Genomic DNA, 13,819 nt, shown 5'->3' with positions numbered 1-13,819 from the left:
CTGTACCTATTATACACGGATAGAATGGCTCAGTACAACCGATTCATAAGCTTCGAATTCGAATTTCACTCTCCTTACACAATCTACGATTAAGGTAGGTATTGCCACATAGTAAGTTTGAAAACCACCTTAAAATCGAATTTTTTGAAACTGAATATCTCTGATGCGTTTTAAGCTGACCTTAAACATTCGCTGCCTTTATTTAGCAACCTTTTCCTCTTTTTTATAGTCTGAGAATTAAAGAATGTGTAAAGGAGCATTGAAGAGATGAACAAGACCGCTTTATTACTACTTACTATTACTTTGCTTTTTATAGGACTGGTCGGCTGTGGAAATACGGGAAACGAAGTAAAACAAGCAGGCCAGATTGAGTTGGATGCAAATAATATAGTTTCTATTAACTTAATTGAAAAAAAACAGCCCATGGCCACTATTTCGGATCCATCCTCGTTTGAACGTTTCGTTCAAGCCATAACTACTGCTGAATATGATAGAGGACAACTAGATATTGCTTCCAGCGATTACAGCACCACTGTGAACATGAAGGATGGCATAAGTTATGAGTTCTCTTTTTGGATCGGCGGAAGTAACAGTGGGTTACTCATTAAATCCGGACAAATGGGCCACTATCGTCTGTCAGATACCAGCAAAAAAGATCTATTGGACTTGTTTCAATCAACTTTTAAAGATAAGATTTCATCAGAAGACACTACTAACCCACAGCCCCCAAGTGTTCAAGTTACTGTTGGCGGTGAGCGGTTCGAGGCTATTCAAGGCTCTTATTGCTGGAACGACAATGGCAAAGGCGTATGTGTGGATATGGCTTCTTACGATGAATTGGTTTCCAAACAAAAGGTACATCCTAAAGCCATCAGCGGTGATCGGGTAGAACTCGAGTTCTCATATGCACCCAAAGAGATAGAGGTTATGGCTTCATTTCCCCGTGAGGAACGACCGGACGAAGCCCTTTCCGTGGACAAAAATAGTTTTCAACTCGCAGCAGGTAGAGGCAGACACCTATATTTCATCCATGCAAGATGGCCTCAGGGAAGCGCCAGTTATGTATTTGAAGTAGAATGCTCGGTCAGTAAAAAGTAGTCGGATTGTTTTTGCAACAAGTGGGTGGGATGATGGTAGGATGGTAGGATGGTAGGATGGTAGGATGGTAGGATGGTAGGATCATATCCATCCTTTCTACGATCAGGAAAAAAGTTTATACTATCGACGTGAAAGGAGCTGAGCTTATGCAATTTCTTGTTATACTCGCGGTTCTCGTTCCTGCAGTGTGGTATTACGCGGCTCTCGGTAAACGGATATCTGCAGAAGAAAAGAAGGCTGGAAGAGATCTCACGAATGAGATCAATCCTTTTACGGGTGGAAAACAACATTTAGCCCCCTGCTAGCAATGCAGGAACATATTAAAGCCCACTGGCTTAGGCTAGTGGGCTTTTTCGTATGAGTGTGTCTTTTGGCGCGGCAGTCTACGTTATTTGTGTCTCTCTTTTCGCCACTTCTGTGCTTTCCGCAGCATTCTAAAGCATTTTTGCCTCTCTTCGCACCATTGCCGCGCTTTCCGCAACATTCTGAGGCACTTATGCCTCTCTTTTCGCTACTTCTGCGCTTTTCGCGGCATTCTGAGGCATTTTTGCCTCTCTTCGCGCCACTCCTACGCTTTCCGCAGCATTCTAAGGCATTTTTGCCTCTCTTTTGGCTAGTTGTGCGTTTTGCGCGGCATTCTACGGTAATTATACCTCTCTTTTGGCTACTTTGGTTTTTTGCGCGGCATTCTAAGGCATTTTTACCTCTCTTTTCGCGACTTCTACGCTTTCGGCGGCATTCTGAGGCACTTATGCCTCTCTTCGCGCCACTTCTACGCTTTCCGCAGCATTCTGAGGCATTTTTGCCTCTCTTCGCACCATTGCCACGCTTTCCGCAGCATTCCGAGGCATTTTTGCCTCTCTTTGCACGATTGCCGCGCTTATTCGAGAGACCTGAAGCTAATCTAGCTTTTTAGTATCCGATGTCAACTCTATTATCTTTGCGAAACTCTAGTTTCTTCATTCCACTTTGTCTGCCATTGCTCCAGCTTTGCTTTTCGCACAGCTTCCAAACGTTTGGACTTTTCTTCATCAACCCCGATAATAAAATGCAAATGTGCCGCAATGACCATAAACGCAAAAAGTGACCAGACGACTCCAAAACCAAACACCCAGCTCGGTCCATTCGCAAGCGAAAGCTTCGGCAGTGCATACAAAAGCATGGCCAACGCCAGCAACAGATAGACACCGTGTTTGAACTTGTTTCTTTTTCTCATTAATAACAGCTCCTTCGTAGACAGGATATTCGATTGAATCTATATCTCTACTCTATGAACATGAGGCCCGTAATATGAGACAAGTCCATTAAAAAATATATACCTTTTCAAAATTTTGTATAAAAGGTTAGCATTTATATAGCAAGAGATGCTTATATATGAGATGATGATTTCATTTAGGGAGGCGTTTTTGAATTGAATGCAGCTTATAATCATACCGAATACATAATTCGCAAAAAAGTATTTTCGATCATGGGTGCGAAACTTCATATTTTTGATAGCTCTGAGCAGCTTGTGCTCTATTCGCAAATGAAAGCGTTCAAGCTTAAAGAAGACATTGCACTTTATACGGATGAGTCCATGCAGAAGGAGCTTCTGCGCATAAAAGCCCGCAACGTGGTCGATTTTAGTGCTACTTATGATGTACACGATACAGAGTCCGGTGAGCATATTGGTGCTTTTCGACGTAAGGGTCTCAAATCTATTTTGAAGGATGAATGGATTATTCTTGACCGTCATGATCAGGAAATCGGAAAAATCAAGGAAGACAGCACCGCGATGGCTCTACTGCGCCGCTTCATCGCTATTATTCCGCAGAAATATAATATCGAGATGGATGATACTACGATCCCTGCATTCAAGCAAAATTTCAATCCATTTGTCACCAAAATTATGGCTGACTTCTCGGAGGATCGAAAAGGCAAGCTTGATCGCCGCTTAGGTTTGGCAGCTGGTATTCTTCTCTGCGCAGTCGAAGGTAAACAAGATTAGGTCGAGGTCGAGGTCGAGGTCGAGGTCGAGGTCGAGGTCGAGGTCGAGGTCGAAGTCGAGCTTGAACTTAAGCTAGCCCTATAGTCACAGCCACAAGAAAGAGGGTGTTTCCAGAGCCACCGGCTTCGGGAACACCCTCTTTTGATTTTCATTGTTGAAATTTATTCGCCGTACAGTTGAGACAAACTCTCGGTGATAATTTTATTTACATCCTCGATTACAACGCTCAGACGGCGTTCCGCATCGAACAGACGACGAATGCCAAGATTCAAGTTAAGCACCTCGAACAGCTTCTCCATCTTTTCCATTTCTTCCTGTGGAGGCATTTCTCCGCTCATCATCCGTTGTTGCAGCTCCATCTGACCTTGGCGGAAATTGTCCAGCATCGCTTTCGCTTCAGGATCTGTTTCTACGACCTTCATGGCATTTCTGATATCCGATACCTCGCTGCTCTCTTTAATGGCTTTCGCCAGTTCATGTGCTTTGTCGTGAATGCTCATTATGATTCCTCCTAAAAGTTTTGTTAGCGTACACTCCTCAGATCGTCTTCGTACAAAACTCACTTCGAAAGCTTACGCTTAGGTTTTGTTAACAGCCGCTTCCTGAATCTACTCTGCTCTAAAAACTCACTCCGAAAACATACGCTTAAGTTTTGTTAGCAGCCGCTTCCTGAATTCACGCTGCTTTAGTTTCCAATATTCGCTCATTCCATACTTGTTTCGCTTCTTGGGCCGAGCTTATGAAATGACTGGGCAAGGTTTTTAGCGATTAGGTCAATCACCAAGGGTCATCTGTCTCCATATGATGAATGATATGTAACCCTTAGCTACCAAATTGCCGGCATCATGCTGCCTACCGGAAGGAGATCCACGATGTCCCAATTCAAGATCCCGGTCCATACGGTCAACTCGGGCATCCTGCAGGAAAACGCTATAATGCTTGGCGAAAAATCCATGAAAAGACTCAAAATCCCGTCTCACGGAACACTCCAGCTGGCATTCGGCTCTTTCCGGCAGGAGGTTACCATTATCTCGGCTCCCAAATCCGACATCCTGCGTGTAAGCGAAGGACTGGCGCAGCGGACCGGATGGAAACACCGACAAACCCTCAACGTTTCTTACAGCTCTGTAAGCCGCACCTTGCGGCTTGGACCGTTGATCGGCGTGCTCGTCAGTCGTGACCATCCAGATAATCTCGACAGGTTGTTTGGACCCATTACCATGTTCTGCCGGGAATTGACAAATGCCTGCCACACACAAGGCGCCTATGTATATTTCTTTACCCCGGAAGCGCTGGAAACACGCAGTTCTTCCATTCAGGGCTGGGTATACAACGAGGGTTGGAGAAAAATGAGTCTGCCCATTGCCGATGTAATCAACAATCGGTTAACGACGCGAAAGGTGGAGAATAAACCTAGCGTACAGCATTTTTTGGCGGATGTAAAATCACGATATGGAACGCATTTCTTCAACGAAAAATTTCTTGACAAGACAGAGGTATTTGAAGCTTTAGCGCAAGACCCTTCCCTGCAGCGGTATTTACCTGAGTCGCATGCGTTGAACGGCTTTGCCGTAATGAAGAAGATGTGCAGCCATTACCCAAGTGTATTTTTGAAACCTGTACGAGGCAGTCTCGGCAAAGGCATACTTCGTATCTCTAAAGAAGAAGGCGGAGGTTACCGTCTGTTGTCTACTACCTCCATAGGTACACGCAAGCAAAGCTACACCACTCTCGCTAAATTGTACCAGTCCATCGCTCCCAAAATGAAGACTACTCGATACCAGATTCAGCAGGGATTGCCTTTGATGGAGCTAGGAAGGCGGCCTGTAGATTTCCGGGCACTTGTTCAGAAGAATGGCAGCGGCAAATGGGGGGTTACCTCCATTGTCGCCCGCACCGCCGGAAGCAATCACTTCGTGTCTAATTTAGCTAGAGGTGGCAGTCTCAGCACTGTAAAAGAAGCGGTTAGCAAGAGCAGTCTTCCTCCGGGCGCAAAAGAAAACGTTCAGCTTCAGCTGCCCAGAGCAGCACTTGCCATTGCAAGAGGGGTCGAAACCTTTATCCCCGCTCATTTCGGAGAGCTCGGAATCGATCTGGCACTGGATCAATCAGGACGAATATGGCTCTTAGAGGTTAACTCCAAGCCCTCCAAGAACGATAATACACCGTTAAACGATCAAAAAATAAGACCGTCCGTCAAGCAAATGATTTTATATTGCCGCTACTTGGCCGGTTTATAAGGAGGACACGATGACTGAAACAGAAGTGGGGTTCCTCGGCATTATGACAGGCCGCCGCAACGGGAATCCACCGATCGCCGAGCCAGAGTTTTGCAGTCATTTATGCCGGGCAGCTCCTCTATACAGCCTAAAAGTCCTCGTATTTCATCCAGACGGAGTAGCGGCAGACGGTTCCTCCATTACCGGCTATACCTGGAAAGATGGAAGCTGGCAGAATACTACTTCTTCACCGCCAGATATTGTCTATAATCGCTGCTTTTACGAAGGTCCTAAAGAAAGAAAAGAAGCTTCCGCTGCTCTCTCTACTCTTCATCGTTCCCTGCCTTGGTCTCGAGGTTTGCCAGATAAATGGGGTGTACATGAGATATTGAAGCGCGACCGGAGAGCAGCGGCAATACTGCCGGAAACTGTACTCTATACCGGTACCCGCAGGTTAAGTACAATGCTTGCTGAAAGAGAATATGGAGTCTTTCTAAAGCCCAAGGCCGGCACCCATGGCAAACGTACATTACATGCCATACTGCAAAACAGAGGTATGAGAGTTCGAGGGCGTGACGGTACAAATACACCCTTTCAATATGTTTTCGACTCACAGGCTGAAGGACTGAACTGGATTCATGAATTTATCGGCTCACGCCGCTATATTATACAGCCTTTCCTGCACCTAACGAATAGTAAGGGGCAACCGTTCGATGTGCGTGTATTGATGCAAAAGAATGGCCTTGGCCGCTGGACTCTTACCGGCATGGCCGTACGGCTGGGTAACCAAGGTTCGCTGACTTCGAACCTGCATGGCGGCGGAACAGCTGTTTCACCCCTGCCTTTTTTGCTTGCTGAATATGGTCAGGGTGGAAAAGACATCATGCGTGAGCTTGCTGCAGAAGCTGCATACTTGCCTCCCCTACTGGAGGCTGCATGCGGCAGGCTTGGAGAACTCGGCCTTGATTTCGGTATTGATTCGAGCGGTCGGATTCATTTACTAGAAGCAAATTCCAAGCCAGGGCGCACGGTATTCCGGCTGACGGGCGACCGCCGGGCTGCTAAGCTCGCCGCCGAGAATCCACTGTCTTATGCGCGCCATCTACTGCTCACACAACGACGGATACCATCCCTATCTACGGACAGCTCCGTTACAAACGGGAGAATGATAACAATGGTTCCTAAGGAGGATTCATAAATGAGTCTCACTTTTTGCAATGTGCATTTCACTAAGCAGCCCCAAAGAGTTGTATATGTATCAGGTGCACTGATGAAAAGCTTGAAGTTAACGGGGAAAAAAAATATACGCTTAAGGCTCGGTAAAGATGCCACCCCGACCATGATCAAGCCCATCAAGCGCGCCGGAAATCACCTATATCTCGCCTCAGGCGTAAAAAGCGCTATCAAGGTTCCGAAATCGGGCGGTGTCTATTTACGCAATCTACAGAATGACGAGGTGCAGCTAGGACCTTTAGTTGGCATATTGTCCGATGGTCCTGCTTCTTCGTCTCAGCCCTTCGGTTCTCGCACAGGGTTCATCAAGCAATTGCTGCGGGAAGGCAGCAACAAATGTTATATATTTGCCTTTATGCCGCGTGACATCAACTGGCAACAGGAACAGGTCTATGGATATTTTTTGACCTCAAGCGGTAAGTTTGAACGAAAAATGGTCCCTCTGCCTGATGTTGTCTATAATCGATTGCCCAGTCGGAGAGCTGAGACCTCACCCTATATCAACCAACTTCGCGAACGATTTATGCGGAAAAGAATTCCATACTTTAACTGGAGCTTTTTCAATAAATCCGATATCTATAAGCTTTTAGAAAATGATGGGGCGGCAAATCGTTATGTACCTGAAACCCACAGCAATCCGTCCACGGAAAAAATGAGAGAAATGCTGGATCACCATCATTTTGTATACTATAAACCTTCTGCGGGAAGTCTGGGTCACGGCATTTATCGGCTTACCTATCTCCCGAAAAAGGGGTATTTTGCCCGCTACCGCCGCGGTGGAAAAAACGTTCTTTTACGCTTTACCACCTTTGAAGCCCTTATGCGTATGCTTCGTTCGCGTCACGGTCAAAATCTGCAAAATTATATAGTTCAGCAGGGAATACGTCTCATTGAAATAGATGGCTGCCCGATTGATTTCCGGTTCCATATGCATAAAAACGGCAGTAATCAGTGGATTGTAGTCGGCATAGGCGCTAAAAAAGCCGGCCGTGGCAGTGTCACCACTCACCTTAAAAATGGAGGAGCATTGCTTACACCTCAGCAAGCACTCGGACGTGTATTCGGCGCAAGAGCTGATGAAGTACTGCAGCGTGCAAAGACTACAGCCATCAAGCTGGCAGAATCACTAGAAGTCCAGCATCGTCATTTGCTCGGTGAAATTGGCTTTGATCTCGGAATTGATCAGGATGAAGACATCTGGATGTTCGAGGCCAACGCCAAACCAGGTCGTTCCATCTTCCGTCACCCTTCCCTGCGCGCTGAGGGCAAAGCTTCCATCGAGCACATTCTGGAGCATTGTCTATACCTCAGCAAATTCCGCAGGAGGGATGAGATGTGAGCACCCATAATCCGGAAGATACAAAACCTGTTATTGCCATACTGACAACCAGCGATAAAGTACGGCAATTTAATGGCAACCGCAGCAACTTCCGGGACATTATTCGCACAGGCAAAGAAATGGGATTTCTTGTCTACGTCATCACTGTCCGTGACCTCAAGCTTGAGGAACGGATGGTGAACGGATATGTCCCATCGTCCAGCGGTAAAATCTGGTACAGCATTCCTGTACCTCTTCCACAAATCATTTATAACCGAATTCCCACCCGTGAGGATGAGGAAAAACCTGCTGTGGTACGTAAAATAGCTCAATGCCTGGAACATCCAGGCATTAAGCTATATAATCCATATTTTTTCAATAAATGGAGTCTCTTCGAATGGTTGAGGGGTTCGCACTCCACCTCAAAGCATGTTCCAAAAACGAGACGATTACGCAGTGCAAACACCCTTACTGCCATGCTGAACCAGCATACCAGCCTCTACCTTAAACCAGAGAATGGCAAAGCAGGAAAAGGAATTATGCGCCTAAAATATCGTGCAGATACCGCTTTGCCTTACCGGCTCCAAATTCAAAGCGGCAAAAAAAATGTGACGTACAAAGCAGCTTCCATGGACCGGCTCTGGGCAAGAATCGGAAAAGAAAAAGGAATCTCTCGTTATATTGTGCAGCAGGCTATTGAACTGGCGACTCATCGGGGAAGACCGTTTGATCTGCGGGTGCTGCTGCAAAAAAACAGCAGAGGCGGCTGGGGAGTCACCGGAATAGGTGCACGCCTCGCCGGTGCCCGAAGTATAACGACACATGTACCACGCGGCGGTAGTATTGAAGAGCCTGCCAGCATGCTGGAAAGTACATTTGGCACCGAAAGAGCAGCCATGATCCTGAAGAGCGTGCCTACAACCGCCCTTCTTATCGCTAGACAAATTGAAAGAGCTTCTGATTCTATGCTCGGAGAGATGTCGATGGATCTGGGTGTAGATGAGAATGGGGGACTCTGGTTCTTTGAGGCCAACTCCCGGCCGATGAAATTTGATGAACCCGCGATCCGCAAGCTGTCCCTAGAGCGAATCTTTCACTACGGCCAGCATCTAGCGCGCCAGTTTAAATAGAAATCATTAAAAGGATGTGACACAGCATGCAGATATCCTCCATCTATGACACAAATGCCAAGCAGTGGAAATCACGGCTGGCTGGACTGCTTGAGTTTATAAGAGCGCATGGGGAGAAGCGAATCACAAACCAAGCTTGCAAAGTACTGGCCCGATTAACACCGGATCAGTTGTCAGAGCCGGGTATCTCGCTGCTTGTCGCTACCGTACGCGGTCAGAATGGGCGCCAGCTCGCAGGAGTCAGCTTCGTATCCGGTTTCGGTGCAGAAGCCTGTCTTGTCGCTGTGCACCCCTTCTACCGGAATAGACATACCGGCACTGCCTTAATGGCTGCCCAGCTGAAACGCCTCGGGCATCTGCAATGCAGTGTTGCCTGCGACAATACTGCTAGCCTAAAGATGTGCTTCAATATCGGCCTTGCTGCCGACACACTTACCACTGGTCCTACCGGCAAGCCAACATTACTGCTCCGGTCACCCCATCATACCGGCAGCACTACTATTTCTCCACAAGAAGGTGAACTCCTGTGCCAGAGCCCGTCTTAGGCATTCTTACTTTATATATTAACGAAGCCAAGCAGCTTGAAGAAAAGGCCGTGTACCGGAGAATGATCGTCGAGGGCAAACGAATTGGCTTGGATGTCTTTGTGTTTACCCCCATGGATGTTCATCCCAGCAAAGAGCAGATCCATGCCCTTGTCTTTGATCCCAAGAGCGGAAAATGGTCACGCAAATGGCGTTCTTTTCCGAACATGATTTATGACCGTTGCCGTATTCAGCGAAGCTCACGCTTTCAGCAACTGCTTCGTTTCCGAGAACGCTACAATCATCTGTTATTTCTGAATCGTCCACTGCGCAACAAATGGACCATTCACCAAACATTCTCACAAAAAAGCCGTTTCCGGCAGCATATGCCAGAAACTTTACTCTATCAGTCCTCTGCCGACCTGCGCCGGATGCTGAAAACCAATTCAGTAGTCTATATCAAGCCGGCAAACGGCACAGGCGGACGTGGCATTCTCAGAATTGAGAGAATGAAGGATGGGCGTGGGGTATATGATATTCAAGGCCGTCGCCAGGATCGCCGAATCATTCCCACCCGTAAAGTCTCTTCTACTCGGCTGGATTCCATCGTACGGCAATGGTGTATCGGCGGGCGTTTCCTTATCCAACAGGGGATCCCATTACGTCTGCCGGGCGGACGTTTCCATGATTACCGGATGCTCGTTCAAAAGAACGGGCAAGGTGTCTGGGAACTCACAGGTATGGCAGCACGGGTCGGTGCAGCGCGGAGTGTAACCTCCAATCTTCATGGCGGTGGTCATGCCGTTCGAGCGGAAACACTGCTGAAGGAATGGCTGGGTAGTCAGGATAAAACCGATAAGGTCATGAAGACTGCCGAGAGGTTGGGCCTTGATGCCGCAGCCTTCTTGGAAGAAAGTTACGGAGCCTTATGTGAGCTTGCATTGGACCTCGCCATTGATCGCGAAGGTAAAATTTACGTGCTGGAGGTTAATCCCAAGCCCGCCCGTGAAGTGTTCGCAAGATCAGGTGACGGAACCACTTACCGCAAAGCCCTGATTCGCCCTCTGGAATACGCGCTGTGGCTCTACAATAACAAAGGAACCCCGAGCACAGCTAAAACGACTGAGGAATAAAAATATCTTAGTAGTCATAAAAAAAAGACACCCCTAGCTCGTATTAATACGAAGCCGAAGGGGCGTCTTTTTCGATTTATTTGGCCAATGATCCCTGCAGGGAACCTGCATCGAAGTCCGGCTGTGCTTCGATATCGGTGTCACCTGCAGCTTTGGCTTTTTCAAGCGCCGCATTATAGCGAGTATTCAAGTCCTGAAGCTCTTTATCTAAATCTCCACCACCAAAAATATATCTATTGAAGACATCAACCTTCTTTAGTCCTTCCAAACGTCCTTCACTAATGACCATCGGAGTCGCTGGATAAATTCCGTCTAACTTCGTAGGCAGAAAATCTTCAATTCCTGCAATGTCTGGTGCCTTGGCAACAGTAGCAACCGATGGAATAACCGAAACCCCATACCCTGCTTCCTGGTAAGCAATCTGCACATCATCACTGTACATCCATTCAATAAACTTCCAAGCTTCTTCCTTATGCTTAGAATCCTTGCTCATAGCCAAATAACTTCCTGCAATAACTTGGCTGACACCCTTCTGCTCCCCGTCAATGGTTGGAGGAATCGCAGCTGCCCAGCGAATCTCAGTTGGGAATTGGGTTTTGTAGACCGTCGGCTCAACGGAATGGTTGAAATACATACCGATCTTGCCTTGAGCAAATTGCGCACGCAGCGGGTCGATATCAAGCGATTCCGATCCTGGCATCATGCTTCCATCCACCTTAATCTGCCGCAGCGCCTCAGCAACCTCTTTATAGACGCTAAAATCAAATTGCCCGGTCTGGAAGTCGAAGCCCTCTGTGCCCTTAGTCTTGCTAAGTGTTGTTATTGGATAAGCGATACGCTCAAATCCGCTGGTACTTTTAAAATTACCCGCGAAGCCGTAAGCGCCTATATCTTTTCCCGCTTCCGTAATTTTCTTGGCATCCTCGACCATCTCTGCGAGTGTGGTAGGCGGCTCTGTAATGCCAGCCTTCTCGAACAAATCTACGTTATAGATGAGGCGCCAGAACTGACCGATATTGGGAAGGCTATATATTTTGCCGTCAACGGTATTTTTCTCGTTGATAAGTACGTTCTCGAACCGGCTCTTCATCTCTGGTGAAATGTAGCTATCAAAAGATTCCAGATACCCTCTTTTGACCCACGTTGGTACGTTATAAGTATCCACCCGGAGAATATCAGGCGCCTGCATGCTGGAGAAGGCAATATCCACCGACTGCGTATAGTTCTCTGCCATAACCTTCATTTCAATCTCGATATTGGGATTAAGACCTTCATACTCGCTGATCTTTTGCTCAATAAAATCAGAATCATGACGATCAATGGTCCAGTAGACCAATTTTGTTTTTTCGGAGTTTGTATTGCTGCTGCTTACCTCCGTATTAGATTCGGATGATGAACAGGCGGCCAACGAGCCAGCCAGCATCAGCGAAACCCCAGCTAATATCCATTTGTTTCTTTTCATCTAAAATGCCTCCCTTTTCTTTTGAAATCGCATTCATTTCTTAAGAAAATTATAATTCCACTGCCCTTTTATCAGTGAAGGAGAAAACAACTGTCAATGGGAGACGAAATCACTGTTTCCCTCCACTTTGGGCAAGGTATATTTTGCACGAAAGTCAGTCGGCGTCATTCCGGTGTATTTTTTGAACTGCTCTGTAAAATAGGGTCGATCCTCATAGCCCAAAGAGATGGCAATATCCTGAACCTGTATGCCTTCCAGCACCAGCTCCTTGGCTTTGTCCATTCGTCTCCCGATAATATATTGGGCGAGTGTCATTCCCGTCTCCTTTTTAAAAAGATTGGAGAAGTAGCTAGGACTAAGATGCACCTCCCGTGCACAGTCCGCGACGGATAGATTTCGCTGCAGATTTCCATTGATATGAGTGATGGCCCGATCCACAAGCATACGCGCGTCACTGCATTGGCGTTGTTGCAAATACGTACAGCCCAAACGGCAAAATTCCCGAATCTGGCGGCTAAGATCTTCAAAAGAGACTGCACTGCTCATGTCTGCAAGCTTATTTTCCAGAGTTTTAACTTCCGAATCCGTTGCTTTTTCCGAAAAAATCCGATGGATAGAATGAGCCAGTTCAAGACATAACGTCTTAACGATGGACGGGTTAGGCGTTGCCGGTGCAGTAATCCAATCATGCCAAATATGATCCAGCTGCTCCTCTGCTTTGGACAAATTCGCCGAACGCAGACAATAAAGCAATTCTTTCTCCTTGTCATATGAGTATCTGGGTAGCACGGCATTCACGACTGCATCTTCAACATAGGTGTACACGCTGTTCCCACCGTTCAGAAAGGTGTTCGCAAGTGCAGACAGCGCCTGCGCATAGGAAGCAGAAAGCTGCCCTACCTCCTCCACCTCTCCACCCAGTCCAATGGATACCGTCTGGTACGTATACCGATGTACATTTTCCCGGCATTTCTCTGCAAGTTGCTCCATATTCGGCTCCGCCAGAGGGTTCATCACAATAACGAACTGATTCACATTTTCCCGGAACACAATGCCCCGAGTGTATTCGGATATTGTATTTTCCAAAATATTCTGTACGGCAAAGCGGATTAATTCCACCTCGGAAACCGTAAGTTCTGATGTACGTTCCACAAAAAAATCCACTTCCGCTACCATCACGCAAAAGTTATGGTTATTCATCTCGATATTGTAAAAATCCCACTGCTGGCTCAAGTGCTGCTGCCTAGTGCCGTAACGGATGAGCAGACGCATATATTCCTGACGCAAATAAGGTAAGCTCTCGCGCAGCTTTTGTTCCATGCCCATCATCTGCTCAGCTTGACTGCGTTCCCGTTCCAACATTTCTTTGGCCTTCAATACGGATTCAAGCACTTGAACCTTGGTATACGGTTTTACAATCAGATCAAAGGCACCCAGCTTAACTGCTTCCTGGGCATAGGTGAAATCAGAATAACCCGTCAAAAAAATCAGTTTGATGCCTGGCTGCTCGGCTTGGATGCTCCGCATCATCTCTAAACCATCCTTAAAAGGCATTCGGATATCCGTCAATACGATGTCAGGACGATGCTTGCGGATCTGCTCCAGACCTTCTTCCCCGTCTGCCGCGGTGGCCGCGATCACAATCCCATGTTCCTCCCAAGGAATCCGCTGCGACAATCCGCGGACCACTGCAGGAATATCATCAACAATACATA

At 47.1% G+C, this 13,819-nt stretch carries 13 protein-coding genes; 9 read left to right on the top strand and 4 right to left on the bottom strand.

The window, feature by feature from the left end; genetic code table 11:
• Positions 1–267: 267 nt before the first annotated feature.
• Complete coding sequence (locus MHI32_RS09275) at positions 268–1,098, top strand: hypothetical protein (RefSeq protein ID WP_340012200.1); 831 nt, start codon at positions 268–270, stop codon at positions 1,096–1,098.
• 146 nt (positions 1,099–1,244) lie between these two features.
• On the top strand, positions 1,245–1,403 hold the full coding sequence (locus tag MHI32_RS09270) for a hypothetical protein (protein WP_175623544.1): 159 nt from the start codon (positions 1,245–1,247) through the stop codon (positions 1,401–1,403).
• A gap of 629 nt (positions 1,404–2,032) precedes the next feature.
• Here the strand turns inward: MHI32_RS09270 and MHI32_RS09265 are convergent.
• Positions 2,033–2,314: a hypothetical protein gene (locus MHI32_RS09265; RefSeq protein ID WP_076281023.1), complete on the bottom strand. Its 282-nt coding sequence runs from the start codon at positions 2,312–2,314 to the stop codon at positions 2,033–2,035.
• Positions 2,315–2,509: 195 nt separating this feature from the next.
• Between MHI32_RS09265 and MHI32_RS09260 the strand changes: the two genes are divergently transcribed.
• Entirely contained in the window at positions 2,510–3,085 is a 576-nt protein-coding gene (locus MHI32_RS09260; RefSeq protein WP_076124891.1) for a hypothetical protein, read from the top strand.
• Positions 3,086–3,246: 161 nt separating this feature from the next.
• Here the strand turns inward: MHI32_RS09260 and MHI32_RS09255 are convergent, their stop codons facing one another.
• Entirely contained in the window at positions 3,247–3,585 is a 339-nt protein-coding gene (locus tag MHI32_RS09255) for a YlbF family regulator (RefSeq protein ID WP_036683973.1), read from the bottom strand.
• A gap of 372 nt (positions 3,586–3,957) precedes the next feature.
• On the opposite strand from MHI32_RS09255, the gene MHI32_RS09250 reads away from it, so the two are divergent.
• The 6 genes from MHI32_RS09250 to MHI32_RS09225 are packed head-to-tail and all read left to right on the top strand — an operon-like array spanning position 3,958 to position 10,642.
• Positions 3,958–5,325: a YheC/YheD family protein gene (locus tag MHI32_RS09250; RefSeq protein ID WP_076124889.1), complete on the top strand. Its 1,368-nt coding sequence runs from the start codon at positions 3,958–3,960 to the stop codon at positions 5,323–5,325.
• A gap of 10 nt (positions 5,326–5,335) precedes the next feature.
• A complete protein-coding gene (locus MHI32_RS09245) occupies positions 5,336–6,502 on the top strand; it encodes a YheC/YheD family protein (protein ID WP_076301307.1) in 1,167 nt (388 codons plus the stop codon).
• A complete protein-coding gene (locus tag MHI32_RS09240) occupies positions 6,503–7,876 on the top strand; it encodes a YheC/YheD family protein (protein ID WP_036683976.1) in 1,374 nt (457 codons plus the stop codon). It begins immediately after the preceding gene.
• Positions 7,873–8,985 carry a YheC/YheD family protein gene (locus MHI32_RS09235; protein WP_076124884.1) on the top strand — a complete coding sequence of 371 codons (1,113 nt, stop codon included), beginning with the start codon at positions 7,873–7,875 and terminating at the stop codon, positions 8,983–8,985. The genes MHI32_RS09240 and MHI32_RS09235 overlap by 4 nt, the downstream gene beginning before the upstream one ends.
• A 26-nt stretch (positions 8,986–9,011) precedes the next feature.
• Complete coding sequence (locus tag MHI32_RS09230) at positions 9,012–9,530, top strand: GNAT family N-acetyltransferase (RefSeq protein ID WP_076124882.1); 519 nt, start codon at positions 9,012–9,014, stop codon at positions 9,528–9,530.
• A complete protein-coding gene (locus tag MHI32_RS09225; protein ID WP_076184268.1) occupies positions 9,512–10,642 on the top strand; it encodes a YheC/YheD family protein in 1,131 nt (376 codons plus the stop codon). Before MHI32_RS09230 ends, MHI32_RS09225 begins: the two co-directional genes overlap by 19 nt.
• Before the next feature lie 76 nt (positions 10,643–10,718).
• On the opposite strand, the gene MHI32_RS09220 is transcribed toward MHI32_RS09225, so the two are convergent.
• Positions 10,719–12,104, bottom strand: coding sequence for a sugar ABC transporter substrate-binding protein (locus MHI32_RS09220; RefSeq protein WP_036683984.1), 1,386 nt, complete (start codon positions 12,102–12,104; stop codon positions 10,719–10,721).
• Positions 12,105–12,197: 93 nt separating this feature from the next.
• Positions 12,198–13,814 (bottom strand): response regulator, encoded by a 1,617-nt coding sequence (locus tag MHI32_RS09215; RefSeq protein WP_340012707.1) that lies wholly within the window; start codon positions 13,812–13,814, stop codon positions 12,198–12,200.
• Positions 13,815–13,819: the final 5 nt, after the last annotated feature.

This window comes from Paenibacillus sp. FSL H7-0690 (genome assembly GCF_037980415.1).
Lineage (GTDB): Bacteria > Bacillota > Bacilli > Paenibacillales > Paenibacillaceae > Paenibacillus_AQ > Paenibacillus_AQ odorifer.
Note: the sequence above shows the minus strand (reverse complement) of the source record. Positions and strands in the feature narration are given on the sequence as shown.